Source organism: Azonexus sp., from assembly GCF_049652925.1.
Classification (GTDB): Bacteria; Pseudomonadota; Gammaproteobacteria; order Burkholderiales; family Rhodocyclaceae; genus Azonexus.
Genome location: NZ_JBASFI010000023.1, coordinates 121396 through 141575, shown reverse-complemented (window position 1 = coordinate 141575; position 20180 = coordinate 121396). Strand labels below are relative to the sequence as shown.

General features: G+C 56.9%; 20 protein-coding genes and 1 pseudogene. 3 read left to right on the top strand and 18 right to left on the bottom strand.

The annotated features are described in order from the left end of the window. Both WBK19_RS11960 and WBK19_RS11955 read right to left on the bottom strand, forming a co-directional pair. Window positions 1-1323, bottom strand: a complete 1323-nt coding sequence (locus tag WBK19_RS11960; protein WP_511289975.1) for an NAD(P)/FAD-dependent oxidoreductase — start codon at window positions 1321-1323, stop codon at window positions 1-3. Window positions 1324-1331: 8 nt separating this feature from the next. Then, the gene (locus WBK19_RS11955; RefSeq protein WP_511289973.1) at window positions 1332-1892 is read right to left on the bottom strand and encodes a glutathione peroxidase; all 561 of its coding nucleotides are present in this window, start codon (window positions 1890-1892) and stop codon (window positions 1332-1334) included. A gap of 108 nt (window positions 1893-2000) precedes the next feature. On the opposite strand from WBK19_RS11955, the gene WBK19_RS11950 reads away from it, so the two are divergent. Beyond that, window positions 2001-2906 (top strand): MerR family transcriptional regulator, encoded by a 906-nt coding sequence (locus WBK19_RS11950; protein ID WP_511289971.1) that lies wholly within the window; start codon window positions 2001-2003, stop codon window positions 2904-2906. Window positions 2907-2999: 93 nt separating this feature from the next. On the opposite strand, the gene WBK19_RS11945 is transcribed toward WBK19_RS11950, so the two are convergent. From WBK19_RS11945 to WBK19_RS11915, 7 genes are all read right to left on the bottom strand, one after another. Then, a complete protein-coding gene (locus WBK19_RS11945; protein WP_511289969.1) occupies window positions 3000-3947 on the bottom strand; it encodes an alpha-E domain-containing protein in 948 nt (315 codons plus the stop codon). Between the two features lie 3 nt (window positions 3948-3950). Beyond that, entirely contained in the window at window positions 3951-5363 is a 1413-nt protein-coding gene (locus WBK19_RS11940; RefSeq protein WP_511289967.1) for a circularly permuted type 2 ATP-grasp protein, read from the bottom strand. Window positions 5364-5566: 203 nt separating this feature from the next. Continuing rightward, window positions 5567-6748, bottom strand: a complete 1182-nt coding sequence (locus WBK19_RS11935; protein ID WP_511289965.1) for an acetyl-CoA C-acyltransferase family protein — start codon at window positions 6746-6748, stop codon at window positions 5567-5569. Between the two features lie 22 nt (window positions 6749-6770). Further along, window positions 6771-7694: a CobD/CbiB family protein gene (locus tag WBK19_RS11930; protein WP_511289963.1), complete on the bottom strand. Its 924-nt coding sequence runs from the start codon at window positions 7692-7694 to the stop codon at window positions 6771-6773. 64 nt (window positions 7695-7758) lie between these two features. Continuing rightward, window positions 7759-8355 carry a CoA pyrophosphatase gene (locus WBK19_RS11925; protein WP_511289961.1) on the bottom strand — a complete coding sequence of 199 codons (597 nt, stop codon included), beginning with the start codon at window positions 8353-8355 and terminating at the stop codon, window positions 7759-7761. Further along, complete coding sequence (locus tag WBK19_RS11920; RefSeq protein ID WP_226400788.1) at window positions 8352-8609, bottom strand: hypothetical protein; 258 nt, start codon at window positions 8607-8609, stop codon at window positions 8352-8354. Before WBK19_RS11920 ends, WBK19_RS11925 begins: the two co-directional genes overlap by 4 nt. Window positions 8610-8618: 9 nt before the next feature. After that, the gene (locus tag WBK19_RS11915; RefSeq protein ID WP_511289959.1) at window positions 8619-9257 is read right to left on the bottom strand and encodes a retropepsin-like aspartic protease family protein; all 639 of its coding nucleotides are present in this window, start codon (window positions 9255-9257) and stop codon (window positions 8619-8621) included. A gap of 22 nt (window positions 9258-9279) precedes the next feature. Between WBK19_RS11915 and WBK19_RS11910 the strand changes: the two genes are divergently transcribed. Continuing rightward, a complete protein-coding gene (locus WBK19_RS11910; RefSeq protein WP_511289957.1) occupies window positions 9280-9993 on the top strand; it encodes a type 1 glutamine amidotransferase in 714 nt (237 codons plus the stop codon). 83 nt (window positions 9994-10076) lie between these two features. On the opposite strand, the gene WBK19_RS11905 is transcribed toward WBK19_RS11910, so the two are convergent. The 6 genes and pseudogenes from WBK19_RS11905 to WBK19_RS11880 all read right to left on the bottom strand — a co-directional run bounded on the left by WBK19_RS11905 (window position 10077) and on the right by WBK19_RS11880 (window position 14739). Further along, complete coding sequence (locus WBK19_RS11905) at window positions 10077-10571, bottom strand: YajQ family cyclic di-GMP-binding protein (protein WP_226400792.1); 495 nt, start codon at window positions 10569-10571, stop codon at window positions 10077-10079. A 5-nt stretch (window positions 10572-10576) separates the two neighbouring features. Then, window positions 10577-10894, bottom strand: a complete 318-nt coding sequence (ppnP, locus tag WBK19_RS11900) for a pyrimidine/purine nucleoside phosphorylase (protein WP_511289955.1) — start codon at window positions 10892-10894, stop codon at window positions 10577-10579. Continuing rightward, window positions 10895-11119, bottom strand: a complete 225-nt coding sequence (locus WBK19_RS11895) for a DUF2788 domain-containing protein (RefSeq protein WP_511289953.1) — start codon at window positions 11117-11119, stop codon at window positions 10895-10897. Between the two features lie 267 nt (window positions 11120-11386). Further along, window positions 11387-12610: pseudogene (locus WBK19_RS11890) on the bottom strand (argininosuccinate synthase); the annotation flags it as partial. A 32-nt stretch (window positions 12611-12642) separates the two neighbouring features. Continuing rightward, entirely contained in the window at window positions 12643-13563 is a 921-nt protein-coding gene (gene argF / locus WBK19_RS11885; RefSeq protein WP_511289951.1) for an ornithine carbamoyltransferase, read from the bottom strand. A gap of 3 nt (window positions 13564-13566) precedes the next feature. Next, window positions 13567-14739, bottom strand: a complete 1173-nt coding sequence (locus WBK19_RS11880) for an aspartate aminotransferase family protein (protein ID WP_511290091.1) — start codon at window positions 14737-14739, stop codon at window positions 13567-13569. 244 nt (window positions 14740-14983) lie between these two features. Between WBK19_RS11880 and WBK19_RS11875 the strand changes: the two genes are divergently transcribed. After that, the gene (locus WBK19_RS11875; RefSeq protein ID WP_226400796.1) at window positions 14984-15277 is read left to right on the top strand and encodes a DUF3579 domain-containing protein; all 294 of its coding nucleotides are present in this window, start codon (window positions 14984-14986) and stop codon (window positions 15275-15277) included. 71 nt (window positions 15278-15348) lie between these two features. On the opposite strand, the gene rpsT is transcribed toward WBK19_RS11875, so the two are convergent. From rpsT to WBK19_RS11860, 3 genes are all read right to left on the bottom strand, one after another. Continuing rightward, window positions 15349-15618 (bottom strand): 30S ribosomal protein S20, encoded by a 270-nt coding sequence (gene rpsT / locus WBK19_RS11870; RefSeq protein WP_011288763.1) that lies wholly within the window; start codon window positions 15616-15618, stop codon window positions 15349-15351. Between the two features lie 111 nt (window positions 15619-15729). Continuing rightward, window positions 15730-16227: a hypothetical protein gene (locus WBK19_RS11865; RefSeq protein ID WP_511289949.1), complete on the bottom strand. Its 498-nt coding sequence runs from the start codon at window positions 16225-16227 to the stop codon at window positions 15730-15732. Window positions 16228-16391: 164 nt separating this feature from the next. Continuing rightward, window positions 16392-20171, bottom strand: a complete 3780-nt coding sequence (locus tag WBK19_RS11860) for a pilus assembly protein (protein WP_511289947.1) — start codon at window positions 20169-20171, stop codon at window positions 16392-16394. Window positions 20172-20180: the final 9 nt, after the last annotated feature.

The following is a 20180-nucleotide window of genomic DNA, read 5'->3' as shown; positions in this document are numbered from 1 at the left end:
TCAGACCGTTTCCAGAGTGCGCTTAGCAATAACCGGTTCAGCTTGCCATGGCGCATTAACACCCAGGCCATTGACGACACGCAATGCCGACTTCAGGCCATCTTCGTGGAACCCATAGCTGCCCCAGGCACCGGCCAGCCAGATGCCGTTTTCACCCTGGACATCGGCCAGCCGCTGCTGGGCGGCGATTGCCGGGGCGTCGAAAATCGGATGAGCGTAGTCGAACTCGGCGACCACCGTGGCCGGGTCCGGCTCGCGCGCCGGGTTCAGGGTGACGACGACCGGGGTTTCGAACGGTAGCGGCTGCAGCTTGTTGATCAGATAGGAAACGCCAACCGGCTGCTCGCCGGGTTCACCGCTGCCGGAAAAGTAATTCCACGCCGACCACAGCTTCTCGTCGCGCGGCAGCAGGGCGCGGTCGGTGTGCAAGACCGCCCGGTTGGGCTGGTAGCGGATGGCCGAGAGCACCTCGCGCTGCCCGTCGGTCGCCGTAAAACCGAGGATGGCCCGCGCCTGATCACTGTGGCAGGCCATGACGACCTGATCGAAATGCTCGCAACCGGCCGCATGCGTCACCTTGAGCCAGCCACCTTCACGACAAACGGCGCTGACCGGACAGGCCAGCCGGATTTCCCCGCCATTGTTGATGATCCGGGTGGCGATTTTCCGCACATAAGCGCGACCGCCCCCCTGCACCGTCCGCCACATCGGCCGGTCGAAAACCTGTAGCAGGCCGTGGTTCTGGCAAAAACGAATGAAGGTGGCCAGCGGCATGGCGCGCATCTGCCCGGTCGGACAGGACCAGATGGCGGCGGCCATCGGCAGCAGATACCAGTCGGCAAAAGAGCTCGAATAGGCGCCGTCGCTCAGGAAGTCCTGCAGACTGAGTTCGCTCTCTGGATATTCCGCCAGCCACGCTGTGCTCTCCCGGTTGAACCGCAGGATATCGCCCAGCATCGACCAGAACTGCGGGCGAAACAGATTGCGCTTTTGCCCGAAAACCGTCGCCAGATTGCTGCCCGCCCATTCGAGATCAGGATTTTCCAGACTGACCGCAAAGGACATCTCGGTTTCGACACTCTCGACCCCGAGCAACTCGAACATCGCGATCAGGTTCGGGTAGGTCTTGTCGTTGAAAACGAGAAAACCTGTATCAACCGGATGCGTCTTGCCTTCCAAAGTCACGTCAACGGTGTTGGTATGGCCGCCCAGATAGGCGCCAGCTTCGAACAACGTCACGTCATGCTCGCTGCTCAGCAGCCAGGCACTGGCCAGCCCCGAAATCCCGGCGCCAACTACAGCTATGCGTTTTCTTGATGTCATGCTTGCCCCTACTTGCCGAGAAATTCGTCGATTTGCTTCACTAGATCCTTGTCATCCGGCTTGGTGAAGCTGGTGTAGGCGACCACCTGCGTCGCGTCACGGCTGATCAGGTATTTGTGGAAATTCCACTTCGGCCGGCTGCCGGTCACTTGGGCCAGCTTCAGGTAGAAGGGGTTGGCGCCCTTGCCCTTGACCACCGTCTTGCCAACCATCGGAAACTCGACGCCATAGGTCAGGCGGCAGAAATCGGCAATTTCCTTTTCGCTGCCCGGTTCCTGTTCGCCGAAATCGTTGGACGGAAAGCCGAGAACGACCAGCCCCCTGTCCTTCAAGCGCGCATAGAGCTTTTCCAGGCCATCGTATTGCGACGTGAAACCGCAGTAACTGGCAGTATTGACGACCAGGATCACCTTTCCGGCGTACTGACAGAGAGGCATCGGCTTGCCATCCTGCAGGCTGGTGAAATCGTGCTTGAGCAATGCCGGGCACTCGCCAGCCGCTGCTGCCGGCAGAATGCCAGCCGCTAGCAACCCGGCGAAAGCGATCCAGCGTTTAAGACTTGAGAACATGTCCAGCTCCTTATTTGTTTTGTCCTAGACAAATAGAACATTTGTTCGTAAGATAGCCACCAAAGAATCACTTGTCAACGGTTTGTCTAACATTTGTTCAGGACAAATATGAATACCGCCACTTTTAATATTGCCGCCGTCGAGCGCGACACGGGGCTCTCCAAGGACGTCCTGCGCATGTGGGAACGTCGCTACGGCTTTCCCGTGCCCAGCCGTGACAACAATGGGGAACGCTGCTATCCGGCCGAGCAGGTCGACCGTCTGCGCCAGATAAAACGCCTGATGGACCTCGGGCATCGGCCCGGCAAGCTGATCGCGACGCCGCAGGAAGAACTCGGTGCGCTGACCTCGCGCCGGTCAAAACCGGCGACAACGAATACTTCGGGCGATGATGGCGATTTGGGCGAATTGCTCGCCCTGATCAAACAGCATGATGCCGCTGCCTATCAGCAGGCCATGCAGCAGCGTCTGGCCCGGCAGGGTTTGCAGCGTTTTGTCCAGGACACGGTCGCTCCGCTGACACGGCGCGTCGGCGAAAACTGGGAAGACGGCAGCTTCGAGGTTTTTGAGGAGCATCTGTATACCGAGCTGACCAAGCGCCTGTTGCGTCAGGCCATCGCCACCCTTCCCGGCGGCCCGCGCGGGCCACGCGTGTTGCTCACCAGCGTGCCGGAAGAGCAGCACGTCCTTGGCCTGTTGATGGTCGAAGCCCTGTTTGCGCTGGAGGGCGCGGAGTGCATTCCGCTCGGCACGCAAATGCCGCTGCTCGAAATCGGCCGCGCCGCCGAGGCCCATCAAGCCGACATCGTCGCCCTCTCCTTTTCCGGCGCATTTCCGCCACGGCAGATTCCCGGTCTGCTGCAACAACTGCGGCGGATCCTGCCGGCCGCGACGGCGCTGTGGGTCGGCGGATCAGGCGTCGCCCGGATTGCCAAGAGCAGCGACGCCGAACTGATCACGACGCTCGACGATGCGCTCGAGGCACTCGCCAGCTGGCGTCTGCAACACGACTGAAAGGACGACCGGAAAAGCACTTCGGCGCCGGAATGAACGGGCGCCGAAGCTTGTTGCAGTAATTCTCGGGATCGCGCCCGAGGCAAGGAGCGCTTAAGCCGCCTCTTCCGTCGGCACCAGGAAATCCTTGCTGATGCCGTTACCGAGTAGATAAATGCGATCCATGAAGTCGCTGAGCCACTCGTGCAGGCCGTGCTCAAGGATGTCTTCGATGCGCCCGAAACGCAGATGGGCATGCAGCATCCCGGCCTGGCGCTGGGTTTCGCCGGAATTGCTGTTGGCGACCAGATCAAGATTCTTGACTACGCTGTTCAGGCAAAACTGCAGCGAACGCGGCATGTCCTTGTTGAAAATGAGCAGTTCAGCGACCCGCTCCGGCGTGATGACGTCGCGGTAAACCTTGCGATAGACCTCGAAAGCCGAGACTGAACGGAGCAGCGCGCCCCATTCGTAGAAATCGGTCGCCCCCTCGTCACCCTGCGGACGCAGCACATGGTATTTGACGTCGAGGATGCGCGCCGTGTTGTCGGCCCGTTCGAGCAAAGTGCCAAGGCGGATGAAGTGATAAGCCTCATCCTGCAGCAGGGTGCCCAGCGTCGTACCGCGTGACAGCGACGAACGCATCTTGACCCACTCGAAATAATCACCGATGCCGGCATTGAAGAGCTGATCGAAAGTCTTTTCGCGTGCTTCGAGCCAGGTCGAATTCAGTGTTTCCCACATTTCCGTGGTCAGCGTGCCGCGCACGGCATGGGCGTTTTCACGAGCAAGGCGCAGGCAACTGTGTATCGACGCGAAATTGTCCGGGTCGCTGACCATGAATTTCAGGACATTTTCCCCGTTGACCGTGGAATACTTCTTCGCGTACGCCTCTTCCAGGCTGTTCAGGGCAATGATGGCGGCCCAGCTCTGGTTGATCGCGTCCAGCGATTGCGGCACCAGCGACATCTGCCAAGTGACATCCAGCAGACGGGCAAGATTCTCGGCGCGCTCGATGTAGCGCGACATCCAGAACAGGTGATCGGCAGTTCGACTCAGCATGACTTAATCCTCCAGAACCCAGGTATCTTTGGTACCGCCGCCCTGCGACGAATTGACGACGAGCGAGCCCTTGGTCAGCGCAACGCGAGTCAGGCCGCCCGGAACCATGTCCACACAGTCGCCCGAGGACAGCACAAAAGGACGGAGATCGAGGTGGCGCGGCGCGATGCCTTCCTCGACGAAGGTCGGGCAGTTGGACAGGGCCAGCGTCGGCTGGGCGATGTAACCGTCCGGCTTGGCGATCAGCAACTGGCGGAAATGTTCGATCTGCTCCTTGGTCGACGCCGGGCCGACCAGCATGCCGTAGCCACCGGCGCCATGGACTTCCTTGACGACCAATTTGGCCAGGTTGTCGAGGACGTACTTGAGTTCATCCGGCTTGCGGCACATGTAGGTCGGCACGTTGTTGAGCGTCGGCTCCTCGCCGAGGTAGAAACGGATCATGTCCGGCACATACGGGTAGATCGACTTGTCATCGGCGACGCCGGTGCCGATGGCGTTGGACAGCGTGACATTGCCGGCCTGATAGGCCTTGAGGATGCCCGGTACGCCGAGCGACGAATCGGCGCGAAAAGCCAGCGGATCCATGTAGTCGTCATCGAGGCGACGGTAGATGACATCGACGCGGCGCGGGCCCTGCGTCGTGCGCATGTAGACCACCTCGTCCTTGACGAAGAGGTCGCGGCCTTCGACCAGCTCGACACCCATCTGCTGGGCCAGGAAAGTGTGTTCGAAATAGGCGCTGTTGTAGGCGCCCGGCGTCAGCACGACGACGGTCGGGTTCGACACACCCTTCGGCGCCACGGCGCGCAGCTTTTCGAGCAGCATGTCCGGGTAGTGCTGAACCGGCGCCACCTTGTGTTTGGCAAACAATTCGGGGAAGAGACGCATCATCATCTTGCGGTCTTCAAGCATGTACGAGACACCGGACGGCACACGCAGATTGTCTTCGAGCACGTAGAACTCGCCCTCGCCGGCACGGACGATATCGACACCGGCGATGTGCGCGTAGATATTGCCCGGCAGATCGACACCCATCATTTCCGGCCGGAACTGGGCATTGTTCAGTACCTGCTCGGCCGGAATCTTGCCAGCCTGGAGGATTTCCTGATCGTGATAGACGTCATGCAGGAACATGTTGAGCGCCTTGACGCGCTGGCGTAGCCCAGAACGCAGGGATTTCCATTCGGCCGATGGAATGACGCGGGGAATGATGTCGAACGGAATCAGGCGCTCCTTGCCCGCTTCCTCGCCATAGACGGCAAAAGTGATGCCGACCCGGTGAAAAGCCAGATCGGCCTCGGCTCGCTTGCGGGCGATTCGCTCAGGCGGCGTCGCCTTGAGCCATGAATCGTAACCCTGATAGTGAGCTCGGACGCCACCGTTGGCGTCCATCATTTCGTTATAGAAATTCATATTGGACTCGTCGCTGAGGATGCTCTCAGCGCTAATTCAGCAGGTTCCATGCCACGGAACAAAAGCGCACAAAATCAGTAGATTACAATCTCATTGCGCAAGGGAATGCCCCAATACAGTGCGGGGCAATTTCAAACTGGTGCAATAAAAAAACCCACCGGATCGCTCCGGTGGGTTTCTGTACAACTGAAACGCCGAAGCGATCAGGCGCGTTCGAAGATGACCGCAATACCTTGTCCGCCACCGATACACATGGTGACCAGTGCGTACTTGCCACCGATACGTTCCAGTTCGTACAGCGCCTTGGTGGCGATGAATGCACCGGAACAGCCGACCGGGTGGCCAAGGGCGATGGCGCCGCCATTCGGATTGGTCTTGGCCGGATCGAGACCGAGCACCTTGGAAACGGACAGGGCCTGAGCGGCAAAGGCTTCATTGGATTCGATGACATCCATCTGGTCCAGGGTCAGGCCGGCCTTCTTGAGGGCCAGCTTGGTGGCCGGGATCGGGCCTTCGCCCATGATGTCGTTCGGCACGCCGGCGACGGCATAACCGGCGATGCGGGCCATGGCCTTCTGACCAGCCTTGGCAGCAACATCGGCCGCAGCCAACACGAAGAAGGCGGCGCCGTCGTTGATCCCGGAGGCGTTACCGGCGGTGACGGTACCGTCCTTCTTGAAGGCCGGCTTCATCTTGGCCAGCGATTCCATGGTCGTGCCACGCTTCAGGTGCTCGTCGGTGTCGAACACGACATCGCCCTTGCGGGTTTGCTTGACGATCGGCACGATTTGCGACTTGAAGTAGCCGGCATCGATGGCAGCCGCGGCACGGCGCTGGGATTCGACAGCGAAGGCATCCTGATCCTCACGGGTGAAGCCGTGCTTGGCAGCAAGGTTTTCAGCGGTGATACCCATGTGGCCAACGCCGAACGGGTCGGTCAGCACGGCAACCATGGAGTCGATGGCCTTGGTGTCACCCATGCGGGCGCCGGAACGCAGCGACGGCATCAGGTAAGCAGCCTTGGACATGACTTCGACGCCGCCGCCAATGCCGTAGTCGGCATCGCTCAGCATGATGTTCTGGGCGGTGGTAACGATACCTTGCAGACCGGAGGCGCACAGGCGGCTCACTTGCATGGCGACGGAATCCATCGACAGACCAGCCTGAATGGAGGCAACGCGGGAAACGTAAGCGTAGCGGGAATCAGTCGGCATCGTGGTGCCGACGGTAACGTAATTGATGGCTTGCGGATCGACATTGGAGCGGGCAATAGCTTCCTTCATGACGATGCCAGCAAGTTCGGTGCTTTCAAAGTCAGCCAGGGCACCACCAAACGCGCCGATAGGGGAACGAACTGCGCTTAGAACGACGACATCTCTGCTCATGTAAATCTCCTGTAAGAATTATTCAGCCCACCAACGTGGCAAGCCCTAACAAAAACAGCAACAACATCCATAACACAGTAGCTCGCCAGACGAGGCCGACGGCACTTTGCATGAAATCAACATCAGCCGGATCGCCCAGCCCCAGTTCGGCCCGATCAGCCACCTCAATGCCATCAACGACCGGCCGGCCCAGCTGGACACCCAAGGCGCCGGCACCGGCCGCGAGGACGATCCCCAGATCGCGGTCAGGCCATTGCGCCGGCTGGGTACGCCAGCAATAAACCGCATCCTCGAAGTCACCGACGATGGCGAAGGCCGCAGCCGTAGTCCGGGAGGGTAGCCAGTCGATGATACCGAAAACCAGCCGCGAGAATGCGGAAAAATCGCTTTCCTGAGCCATGTTTCTGGCATTCCAGCGGTCACAAACAACGGCCGACAACCGGTAGAGCAGCGCACCACAAGGGCCTGGCAATAGAACGAACCACAGCACGACAGCAAAGACATGGCGATGCGAGGCGGCCAGTGCGCCCTCAATGGAGAGCCGGGCAATATCTTCCGAGCCGAGGCCGTAGGTCGATATCCCTTGCCACTCGGCGAGCAACAGGCGGGCCCGCTCAAGGTCGCCCAGGCGCAAGGCCAGTTGGATTTCGGTGTAGTGGTGGCTGAACTGACGGAAGCCCATGGTCAGGTACAGCACGCCGACATTGAGCGCCCAGCCGAAGAGTGGATTCAGGGAATAGAGCAGGCCGTAAGCAACAGCGAGCAGAGCCACCGGCAGCAGAACGGCCAGGCACCAGGCCAGCACGCCATGCCGGTAGGCACCGGCGTTAAAGCGGGATTCGATGAAATCAGCCCATGCGCCGAGAGGCTCGGCGACGATGCGGCGATAATCAAGAGGTTGCAGTTGCTCGAGGAGGAAAACTGCGATGAGCGAGAGAAGACTCATGGGGTGCCGATGATTGCCGTATTCGGCTTATTTTCATGTAGTAAAGCGCCACGATACCACAAGCTCAAGAACCGTGGAGAAGGCCAAGACGCTCGCTCAGCGAACGGATCATGCCGGCGGTGGCGCCCCAGATGAAATAGTCGCCGTAGGGCATGGCAAAGTAATTGCGAAGCGCGCCGCGGTAATGCAACGAATGCTGTTGATGATTGGCCGGATCGAGCAGGAAGGCGAGCGGCACTTCGAAGACCTCGGCTACCTCGAACGGGTCGGGCCGCAAGTCGAACGGTGGCAGGACCAACGCGACAACGGGTGTGACGCGAAAGCCCGTTCCGGTCCTGTATTCAGGCAGAAAGCCGAGAATTTCGATGCGTTCGCGTGGCAGGCCAATTTCTTCTTCGGTTTCACGCAAGGCGGTGTGCGATGGCGAAAGATCCTCGGCCTCGACCCGCCCACCGGGAAAGCTGATCTGCCCTGCATGATCCCGGAGATGCGCCGTCCGCTGCGTAAGCAGCACCGTCTGCCCGTCATCGCGCAGAACGATCGGAAACAACACCGCGGCCGGGGTTAGCGGCTGGTCATCGACGCCATCTTCCTGGACAAAATGCCCACTCAGCGGTTCGGATAACAGGCTGGCGCGCAGGCGCTCCAGATCAAGCGTCATGCGGCCTTGGAATCTTCCTCGATTTCAGCGTTGACCGCAGACAGCGCATCCTGAAGGGTTTCTTCGGAAAGGTCGTTGATGGTAGTTGCGACCAGATCGGCCGACTCGATGGCACCGACCGGCAAGCGCTTGCTGTCCATGCTGGCAATCATGACGGCCGATGCGCCGGCCACGCGCAACAGCGCCTGGCGTTCGCCCATGAGCATTTCCAGTTCGTCACGCAACAAGGCTATTTCCTGATCTTTTTGGGGCATTTCTCTCTCCTAGAATCTTTTTTTCAATGTCATGGTACTGCCATCGCGCTGCATTTCCATGCGATTCAGAAAACTCATGCCGAGCAGGGCGATCGGCATTTCTGTCGGCAACACCACCGCCTCGACATTGTGCATGGTGACACCGCCAATTCTCACTGTATCTAGCGGTATGCGTGTAACAACCACAGTTCCATTTGCCGTGCTCGTCAGGCCACGCTGCCCCTGCCGGAGATCCAGGCCAATGCGCCGGGCATCGTTCGGGCCAAGAGCAATCGAGGTGGCGCCAGTATCGACGACGAAGCGCACGGAGGTGCCGTTTACCGTTCCGGTGGTATAGAAATGCCCCTGAACATCGGCCGTCATGACGATCTTGTCCGAACCCTCGCCACCGCCAACACCAATGGCGTGCTGTCCGACGCGCAATGGTCGTTTCCGCCCACCCGCCTCGATGATCACCTGATCATCCTGAATGGAGACCAACTTGACCCCATCCACCGTCTTGCCAACCGGTACCGCCTGCGGCTCGCCACCATTGATCATGAGCATCGCCTTGCTGCCCATGATCCCGGCCAGCCCGACATCCTGTGCCATTCCTGTGGCTGGCAGCAGCAACGCCAACAGCGCAAGCAGCGTAAAATGACGCTTCACTTTTCCGAACCCCAACGCCGCCATGCACCCTGTCGCCATCTTTCGCCACTCCCCCACTGAAGGTCCGGGCTATTTTGCCATATTCCTTGAGCGGCAAGGCATTCCGTGGACGCTGATTGCCCTCGACGAGGGTGCTGAAGTACCGATCACGGTTGACGCCTTTTCCGGCCTCTGTTTCATGGGTGGTCCGATGAGCGTCAACGATCCGCTGCCGTGGATAGACCCGGTCTGCGCGTTGATCAGAGAAGCTGTGGCGAAAAACATCCCGGTCATCGGCCATTGCCTCGGCGGGCAACTGATGAGCAAGGCACTCGGCGGGCAGGTCACGCGCAATCCCGTCAAGGAGATCGGCTGGAGTGGCGCCCATGGCGAAGACAACACCATTGCCCGCCACTGGTTGGGTGATTTCGCCGGCCAGAGCGGCACGGTTTTCCAGTGGCACGGCGAGACATTCAGCATCCCGACCGGCGCCACGCGCTTGCTGGCCAACGGCTACTGCGCCAACCAGATGTTCGTCCTCGGCCCGCACCTCGGCATGCAATGCCATGTCGAAATGACGCCGGAGATGATTGCCACGTGGTGCGAGCAGTGGGCCGACGAAGCGATTGCCGTCGCCGACCTGCCCAGCGCCCAGACACCGGAAACCATGCTGGCTGAAATATCAACCAAATTGCCGGTCATGCGCCAGCTGTCGGAACAGCTCTATTCGGTGTGGATCAGGGGCCTGGCTCGCTGATACGCTGGCTCCAATAGAAAACGGGCTGCGTACAGCCCGTTTTCATTATTGCCCGTTTTTTACGGTAGACCGTGGAAGTGTGCTTAATCCCGGAAATTGCCGTATTTGATCGGAAAATCGGTAATCGACTTGGTGATCAGCGCAATGCAGCCCTGCAGGTCGTCCCGCTTGGCGCCCGTGACACGCACGGTTTCGCCCTGAATCGCGGCCTGAACCTTGAGTTTGCCATCCTTGACCAGCTTGACGATCTTCTTGGCCAGATCGCTATCGATCCCGTCCTTGATCTTCATTTCCTGCTTCACCTTGTTGCCGGAGACGCTGACGATCTTCTGATGATCCAGACGCTTGACGCTTTCCTTCTCCTTCTTTTCCATGGCCGGGAAAAGCAGGTCCTTGATCTGGTCAAGCTGGAAGTCTGAATCGCCCCACAGGGTGATGACCTTGTCCTTCTCGTTGAGCTCAACTTTGGCGGTAGTGCCCTTGAAGTCGTAGCGATTGTCGATCTGGCGTGAGGTGACATCGATGGCGTTCTTCAACGCCACCATGTCCGCTTCGGAGGTGAAGTCAAAGCTTGGCATGATGATTATCCGAAATGGCAGACGTAGTGGTAAGCGTCACCGGCAGCCACTTCAATTTCGAAGCTGGAATTGCCCGGCACATTGAAAGACTGGCCATCGCCAAAACTCTTCCATTCATTTTCGCCCTTGAGCTTGACGCGGCATGAACCGCCCACGCCTTCCATGATTTCCGGTGCGCCGGTATTGAAGGTCAGGCTGGCCGGCAGAATTACGCCCACCGTCTTCTTCGTGCCATCGGCCAGCACCACGGTGTGGCTGACGCACTTGCCGTCGAAATAAACATTGGCCTTTTTGACCACGGAAACATTGTCGTATTGCGACATTTACATACCCCAGATTTTCTGAATGACTGATTTGGCGATGAAGCCGACCATGCCGAATGCCAAGACAAAGAAGAGCACGAACGTGCCCGTCTTGCCCGCCTTCGACTTGTAGGCGATCTCGCCAATAATGAACAACATGAAGAGGATGAAGGCACCTACACCCCAGGTCGAGAAGAAATCTGCGATCTGTTCTTCGTTCAGCCCGAATACGGTGCCGCCCTCCATCGATTAACCCTTCTTCTTGGCAGCCGGCTTCTTGGCCGCTGGCTTGACTGGTGCTTTCACGGCCTTGGCGACCACTGCCTTGGCTGCAACCGGCTTGACCAGCGGCTTGGCAGCAGCCTTGACCACTGGCTTCGCTGCTGGTTTGGCTGCAGCCTTCTTGACGGCAGCCTTGGCAACCGGTTTGACAGCGGCCTTTGCTGCAGGTTTAGCCACTGGCTTTGCCGTCACAGTCTTCTTGGCAGCAGCTGGCTTGACTGGCTTGCCCGCTTTCTTCGCAGCGAGATTGGCTGCGATACGCAAACGCAGTGCATTGAGCTTGATGAAACCACCAGCATCGCGCTGGTCGTAGGCGCCGGCATCGTCCTCGAAGGTGGCGATAGTCGAATCGAACAGCGAATCAGTCTTAGAGTCGCGGCCGACGACGATCACGTTGCCCTTGTAGAGTTTCAGACGAACCAAGCCGTTGACGCTGCCTTGCGTATGGTCGATCAGCACCTGCAGCGCCTTGCGCTCCGGGCTCCACCAGTAGCCGTTGTACACCAGGCTGGCGTAGCGCGGCATCAGGTCGTCCTTGAGGTGGGCAACTTCGCGGTCAAGCGTCACCGATTCGATGGCGCGGTGAGCACGCAGCAGGATTGTTCCGCCCGGGGTTTCATAGCAGCCGCGCGACTTCATGCCGACGTAACGGTTCTCGACCAGGTCGAGACGGCCAATGCCATGCTTGCCGCCGATTTCATTCAGCGTGCCGAGCACTTCGTGCGCCTTCATTTTCTTGCCGTTAATGGCGACAACGTCGCCCTTGGCGAATTCGAGGTCGAGGTATTCGGCTTTGTTCGGTGCCTTCTCCGGCGACACGGTCCATCGCCACATCGACTCCTCGGCTTCGGCTGCCGGGTTTTCGAGATGGCGGCCTTCGTAGGAAATGTGCAGCAGGTTGGCATCCATCGAATAGGGGGAGCCACCCTTCTTGTGCTTCATGTCGATTTCGATGCCATGCTTCTCGGCATAGGCCATCAGCTTCTCACGCGACATCAGATCCCACTCGCGCCACGGCGCAATGACCTTGATGCCCGGCTTCAGCGCGTAGGCACCGAGCTCGAAACGCACCTGGTCGTTACCCTTGCCGGTCGCGCCATGGCAGATGGCATCGGCACCGGTTTCATTGACGATCTCGATCAGACGCTTGGCGATGAGCGGACGAGCAATCGAGGTACCGAGCAGGTACTCGCCTTCATAAACGGTATTGGCACGGAACATCGGAAAAACGAAGTCGCGGACGAACTCCTCGCGCACATCGTCGATGTAGATATTTTTCGGCTTGATGCCCGCCTTCAGCGCCTTGGCGCGCGCCGGCTCCAGCTCTTCACCCTGGCCGAGGTCAGCCGTGAAAGTGACCACTTCACATTTGTATACATCCTGCAACCACTTGAGGATGACCGAGGTATCCAGACCACCCGAATATGCCAGCACAACCTTCTTGATGTCGCTCATTTCCGTTCCCTTGTATCGATTAACCGCGCCGCTCAACTTTGAATACGGCCCAACAGCAAATATTCCATCAACGCCTTCTGCACATGCAGACGGTTTTCTGCTTCATCCCAAACCACTGATTGCGCCCCGTCGATCACCTCGGCAGTGACCTCCTCCCCACGATGCGCCGGCAGGCAATGCATGAACAGGGCATCCTTGCTGGCCACGCGCATCATGTCACCGTCAACGCACCAGTCGGCAAAGGCCTTGATCCGCTCTTCGTTTTCAGCCTCGAAGCCCATCGACGTCCACACATCGGTCGTCACCAGATCGGCATCCCGGCAGGCATCCATCGGGTCAGCAAAGACCTTGAAGCGCGCCGGATCGATCTTGCCAACGAGATCGGCGTTGATCTCGTAACCCGGCGGCGTCGAGACATGAACATTGAAACCCAGCACCTCAGCCGCCTGCAGCCAGGTATTGCACATATTGTTGGCATCGCCGACCCAGGCAACCGTCCTGCCCTGAATGCAGCCGCGATGCTCGATATAGGTATAGATATCAGCCAGGATTTGGCAGGGGTGATATTCGTTGGTCAGCCCATTGATCACCGGCACCCGGGAGTTGGCGGCAAAGCGCTCGATGATGTCCTGCTCGAAGGTGCGGATCATCACAATATCGCTCATCCGCGAAATAACCTGCGCCGCATCCTCGACCGGCTCGCCGCGACCCAGTTGCGAGTCGCGCGTATTCAGATAGATCGCCGAGCCACCCAACTGCTGCATGCCCGCCTCGAAGGACAGGCGCGTCCGCGTGCTGGCCTTCTCGAAAATCATCACCAGCGTCCGGTCGCTAAGCGGCCAGTACTTCTGGTAAGACTTGAACTGGTTCTTGATCCAGCGCGTCCGCTCGAAAACATATTCAAGCTCGTCGCGCGTGAAATCCTTGAACTGCAGAAAGTGTTTGATCACCATGATTTAGGCCGCCAGAAAATCCTTGATGAGGGGGGCGCACCGGTCAACCAGTTCCCGGGCATCATTTTCACTAAAAATCAGCGGCGGCAGGAAGCGAACAACCTTGTCGGCCGTCACGTTAATCAACAGGCCCGCAGCCAAAGCCTTACCGACCAGTTCACCGCAAGGTCTGTCGAGTTCGATACCGATCATCAAACCATGGCCGCGAATCTCAACAAGCCCAGCCGTACCGGCAAGCGCCTCGGCCATCGATGAGCGAATCAATAAGCCGATATGTTCGGCATTAGCCATCAAACCTTCTGCTTCGATTGTTTCAATCGTCGTCAGTGCGGCAGTGGAAACGAGCGGATTGCCGCCAAAAGTCGAGCCGTGATTTCCCGGCCCGAACAGGCCGGCCGCTTTGCCACCAGCCATACAGGCACCTATCGGCACCCCTGAACCCAAACCTTTGGCCAGCGTCGCAATATCAGGCTGTATACCGGAATGCTGATAACCGAACCACTTTCCGGTGCGCGCCATACCGCATTGCACCTCGTCACAGATCAGCAACCAGCCATGCTCGTCGCACAACTGGCGCAACGCCTTCTGATATTCAAGAGAAGCCAGGTGAATACCACCCTCACCCTGAATAATTTCCAGCATGACCGCAACAATATTTTGGTTATGCTCAGCAACCGCCTTGATCGCCGCCAGATCATCATAGGGAACACGAACAAAACCAGAAACCAGCGGCTCAAAGCCTGCCTGCGCCTTGCGGTTACCGGTTGCCGAAAGCGTCGCCATCGTCCGTCCATGGAAAGCCTTTTCCATGACGATCACGGTTGGATTCTCAATTCCCTTTTTGTGGCCATAGAAGCGAGCCAACTTGATCGCTGCCTCGTTGGCTTCTGCACCGGAATTGGAGAAAAAAATCTCCTGCATGCCGGAAATCTCCGCAAGCTTGTCGGCCAGCAACTCCTGCTCGCGAATTTGATAAAGGTTCGACGTATGCAACATGCGCCCGGCCTGCTCGGCAATCGCCGACACCAGCTTGGGATGGGCATGACCGAGCGTGGAAACAGCAATCCCGGACAGCGCATCCAGGTATTCCTTGCCCTCGGTATCTGTAATCCGGCAACCCTGACCATGGCTGAAAGCCACCGGCAACCGGGCATAGGTATTCATGACATGCGACATGAGGCAACCCCAAAAAACGAAAACGGCGGTCATCGCCGCCGGAATGATCGCCACTCGACGGGCGAGCACCCCGCAAGAGCAACAGAGGCCTGAATTTTAGGTCAAAAGGAAGACCTTGTATAGAACGGCAAAAACACCCGCGCACGCCAGCCCAAGCGGCCATGCGCCATAATTATGGAAAGGCTTCGGGCTTCTGCTAGAATTCGCCAACGCAAGGTCGCATCGCCCAACGCAGACTAGAACAATGACAACTACAGACTCGACCACATTCATCATTGTTGGCCTCACCAAGCAAGGCAAGAAGTTCCGCCCCAGTGACTGGGCAGAGCGCCTGTGCGGCGTCATGTCAGCCTTCGGCGCCGAGCGCAAGATGAAATACTCCCCATACGTCGGCCCGGGCGACTACAACGGCGAAAAAGCAGTCTTCGTCGACGGTCGCCTCGGCGAAATTGAACCGATGGCCTACCGCTTCATGCTCAACTTCGCCCAGGACAATGATCTGCAAATCATCGACGGCGTCTGCTCGCTGGAAAAATAAAACAAACAACCGAAACCGCGAAAACAAAAAAGGCGCCCAAAGGCGCCATTTTTATTTAAGCCTTCAGCTAATCAGGCAGCAGCAAGTGCCTTGATCTGAGCAGACAGACGGCTCTTGGTGCGGGAAGCCTTGTTCTTGTGAACAATCTTCTTGTCAGCGATGCGATCGAGAACCGCAACGGATTGCTGGAAGACGCCTTGAGCGGCGGCTTTATCACCAGCTTCGATCGCCTGACGAACACGCTTGATAGCGGTACGCAGGGTCGAACGCAGGCTGGCGTTATGGGAACGCTGCCCGTCAGCTTGACGGGCGCGCTTGCGTGCTTGTGCGCTGTTTGCCATAGGAGGAATCTCTACAAGTCAGTAAAACCATGGATTATCTTACAAAAACAACGCCGCAGCAAGCAATTGTTCCTGATCACAACTCAAAGAACCACCACTACGAAATTGGCGCTATAAAAGCTCTTTGTTACTAACGACTTCCGGAATATCCGGAGGCTCCTGTATGGGTAAAAATTCAAATTCAACCTCAATTCGCTTCATGGACTTGACTGCCCGACCATTGAGCAATGCAGGTCGAAAAGCTGCTGCCAAGAAGGCGTCTCGAGCCACCGCCTCCATGATCGGCGACAGAGTATGCCCATCCGGAACAACCTCTCTAACAATTCCCAATTCATCGATAAATATTGTGAACACGGCACTCTTAACCCCCATCACCGGGAGACCAGGAGGCCACGGGATTTGTATATCAGTTAGAGGCTGAGCAGAAACAGAAAGACGCTCCTTGGTCAAAAACTCATCGGGCGCTGGCACCCCTCCTCGCTCACCACGCTGCTCGCTGAAAGACGGTTTCTGGGTCGCTTCTGGTTGAACAAGGATCTCTGAGACACGCGCCTCATTCTCCTTCACGAAGGAAGTTTCAGGGACCTGACGAGAGTCCAGAAGGACCATCAGACGATCACCACGGGCAGTCGCTGCAGGCCATTTGGATGTCGGTAGTAACCAAATATCTCCCCACCAATACCCAAGTGCGAAACCATGCACAAAAATCGATGCTGCGAACGCTACTGTCAGCCTACCCCGCCCGCTCGTGGCGGGGCTGAACAAGGACATAATTAGTCGATAAGCTCTCGCCACGATGTCCGACGTGAAGACGCTCCAGCAGAACCACCGCCGGGGCCAGCAGACTTCGGCGTTGTGACGCCGCTGCTATCCTTGACCAGAACCTTGGTTGAACCATCCGAAGTAGTTACGACCGTCAAGCCAACGATCAAGTATTGATTGCTGAAAGCCTCTCCGGTTCCAGAGCCGCTCAGTAAATTGATTGTATAGAGCCGAGAAGCGCCGCCCGATACGCAAGCATCTCCGTTTGGCAAGGCCGATCCGGCAAAAAGAGTATTTCCAGCCAAGGCCAGAGGAGTAACGATCCGCTCCCCCGAAGTAGGCAAATCAAACCACCACCCGTTTTTGGCCGTCCAGTCTACTGAAGTTGTCGATGAACCAACTGTCGCCCCACCAATAGCAACCGTATATGTTTGCTGAACCATAGTCGCGTTGGTACGTATATCACCCCAACCAGAGTTGGTCATTGTTTCCTTGAATGCCGCCACCGTCTGTGTGGTCGTATCGGTAATATCCCCAGTCCCCATATAACGCCCGGTACCTACGATAACGACCGGGCTGCCATTCACCTCTTTCAATCTGGGAGGAATGGTAATCGGCTGCGCCGTTCCCGTACCTGTGGTGAAGCTCGCCAGCAATTGCGCCGACTGATGCGGAAGCACGAGATTATCGATGTCAAAGCGCCAGAGGTTGCCCAACAGGTCACCCCCGTAATAACGCAACGCAGTATTGTTCGAACTATCGGCAATCCATGCGTTAATCTTGGCCAAACCACTGGGACTTCCAGAAGAACCAGCGCCCGTCGAGATATCGAGCAACAAACTGCCAGAACCTGCATCGACCACATACAGATGCCCTTGCCCATCGCCAGTCGTATTGTTGTAACCAGAGGTAAGTGCGACAACCCACGTACCATCTGTCCGTTTGGCAATGATCGGATTTCCGTAACTCAGACCCAAATTAGTATCGGTAAACTCCCAGAGCAGAACCGGACTTCCCGGCGTAGTGATGTCAAGCGCGTAATATCCTTTACCCCCGCCGTTCAACCCACCGACAAGAATTGTCTTCCACGCACCGCCGACATAGACATCACCGATGACAGGGGTGCCATCAACGAAATAGGCATGTCGCGATCCGTAGGAACTGTCTGCTAATTTATAGAGATTGGACATAACAGCCGACGGAATGAATGCCCAAGCCTCTTTTCCTGCATTAACCCCAGATGCATAAAACGCATGCAACATGCCATCATTGGCACCAACATAAATCATATGGGCACGTGACGCGCTATCAGCCTTGAATGCCGCATAACCTGTATCCGTATAGCCAAACAGCGGAGGCCCCACATAGACAGGTGTACTCGAAACGATATCGCCCAGTACATGACTGCGTGCACGATATATCGAACCTTCCTTGGTCCGATCACCCCGCAGGAAGTCCACCAGATTCGTACCATCGTTTGCCAAACCCAGATCTGTCGTATTCAAACCCGAACATTGCGACGCGACCAATGTCTTGCTGCACAAACCATCAAAATAGCTCTTTTGCCCGGCCGTGAGATTGCCATAAGCAAAACTAGTCAATGTCCCGCTCTTGTTGAAATATATCTGGCGGCTAGCTGCGCTGGTCGCGTCAAGCAAGGCCTGAGCCGACCATTCGGACGTTGAGGAAATGACAGCTGTCGCCGCATCAATCTGGAAAGACTTTACGTCGCCAACCCAGCTTGATGTCGTATAGCTTGCCTGATAAACATAGTTGTTCGCACCTGCCACCAGTTCCAGGGTATTGGTACTGGCAGCAGATGCCGCACCGGCTTTTTCCTGAATTGAAGTTACGACTCCATTGATCGCGTTCTTGAGTTCGTCAGCATTGAGTGCCGAGTAGTATTGGCCACGCCCATTAACTGCGGCATGCCATAAGTCATCAATATTCACCGCGCCTGCGCCGTCATACGGAACAGGCCAAGAGACAGCACCGCTTGTCAGGTCTTTATATGCTCCTGAGGTCTGCGTCAGGTAATTTTTATCGTACACCAAGGTACCACTGACACCCAAACCGATGGTGTAAGTAGTCATATGTTGCCAAGTCGCGGCATCCCGGTCAGCCCCCTTCAAACTGTTCTCGCATACATCGCGACTAGTCCCCGAGGTACTCGACAAACAATTCCCTAACACACTCGAACGTAAGTCAGTGGCGTAATAGTACTCGGCAACATCCGCCAGAGAATTCGTGCTTCCACCAGCATACCCAGACGCAGAAACGGCAATGCTATGCGTCGTTGTCCCCGCCAACCCAGCTGCAGTGGAGCCGTTTACCGCCGTAGATCCAGGCACACAACTTGTAACTGAATTTCCATTGACATAACTCACGCCCGAGTCGCTAGATGTTTGATCTGTGACAGTCAGCTGATATTGCGTACCACCACATCGAAAGACGCTTAGCGTCCTAACCCGAAACGCTTGGCGCGTCAGAATAGAAATAGGAGTGGCCCCATCGTGCATAGGTCGAACTTCAGAGCCATCCTGGTTGCCAACCAACGTACTTCCATCGAACTTGAGAGGGGCATAAGTTGTTGTTTCGATATTGGCATTCCAATAGCCGTCCGTCGACAGAATGGCATAGTTACGCTGACATGAATACTCCATGGGGTCATAGGTCTGGCCAGACATTTTCTTGGCAAAATATCGCCCCACCTTGCTCAACGAGGCGCGCAATGGAGTCCAGTCACTTGCCGACTCGCCATACAGACTGCTGTAGAAATTGGATTTCTGTGTTGAATCGAATATCTTCACATCGCGAAAATTATTTGTGCCATCGGATATCCCGGTATCCCTGATCGAAGTGAACCCGATTCTGTAGCCAGTGTCCAACGGCGAAAAAGCTCTACCGACTGCTGTGCGCATCAACAGAATACGTTTGCGGTAATACGTGTACCAATTCGCATAGTTAGTGGCATCGGCAGAAGCTGCACTTACTTTTACAAGACTAAATACACTACTTGCTGCACTGGTCGACGTAGTGCATTCCGAATAGAACGTTGTCGATGTATCAAGACTCCCCGCTGAACCTGTATATTTCCAGCTCATCGCAGGCTGGCTACCGGTGTAGACGAAATAATGCGCAAATTTCCATGAGGAACTGGATGTCGAACCAGATGCCGAAGTGACATTGAGCACTAAGGTTCCAGCCGAGCCGGTCGATCTGCTCCAGGAGGTGACCGTGCCTGTAACTTTGCGAGAGCTACCTGACGTAAGCGTGATCGTTTCTCCGACCACAAAGGTATTCGCCGTCAGATATATTGTTGAAGAGTTAATATTAAAAGTTCGGCTCCCGACAGCAGGTGTCACATTGGAAGACAGCCCCAATATGGTATTGCCAGCCCTTGCGAGATCTGTGGTCGAACTTCCGGAAACATAGCCGTCATCCGGAGCCGCATCAAAACTGGAATCGGCATACTGGGTGCCAGTTGAATCAAGCGGGGGCTTATAGGTGTAGTTCGGGTTATATGCCAAACCATTGCACTGTGATGTCCTGAAACCGTACAACCCGCTGTCCCACATGTCATCTGGCATGTAGTCGCCATCCATACTTCCCGAGCTATCCAGGATGAACATAATGTTCGGCTTGGCCGTTATGTTGTCTTTTGTTATCAACGGCTCATTGGCGATATCAGTACTGGCAGCATCAACCAACATAGAAGCCAGCAAGCCTGTCGAGCAAACCGCAACAAACCGAAGCACGGCCATCAGGCGGGGGGATTTGAGCGATGTCATAACAACTCC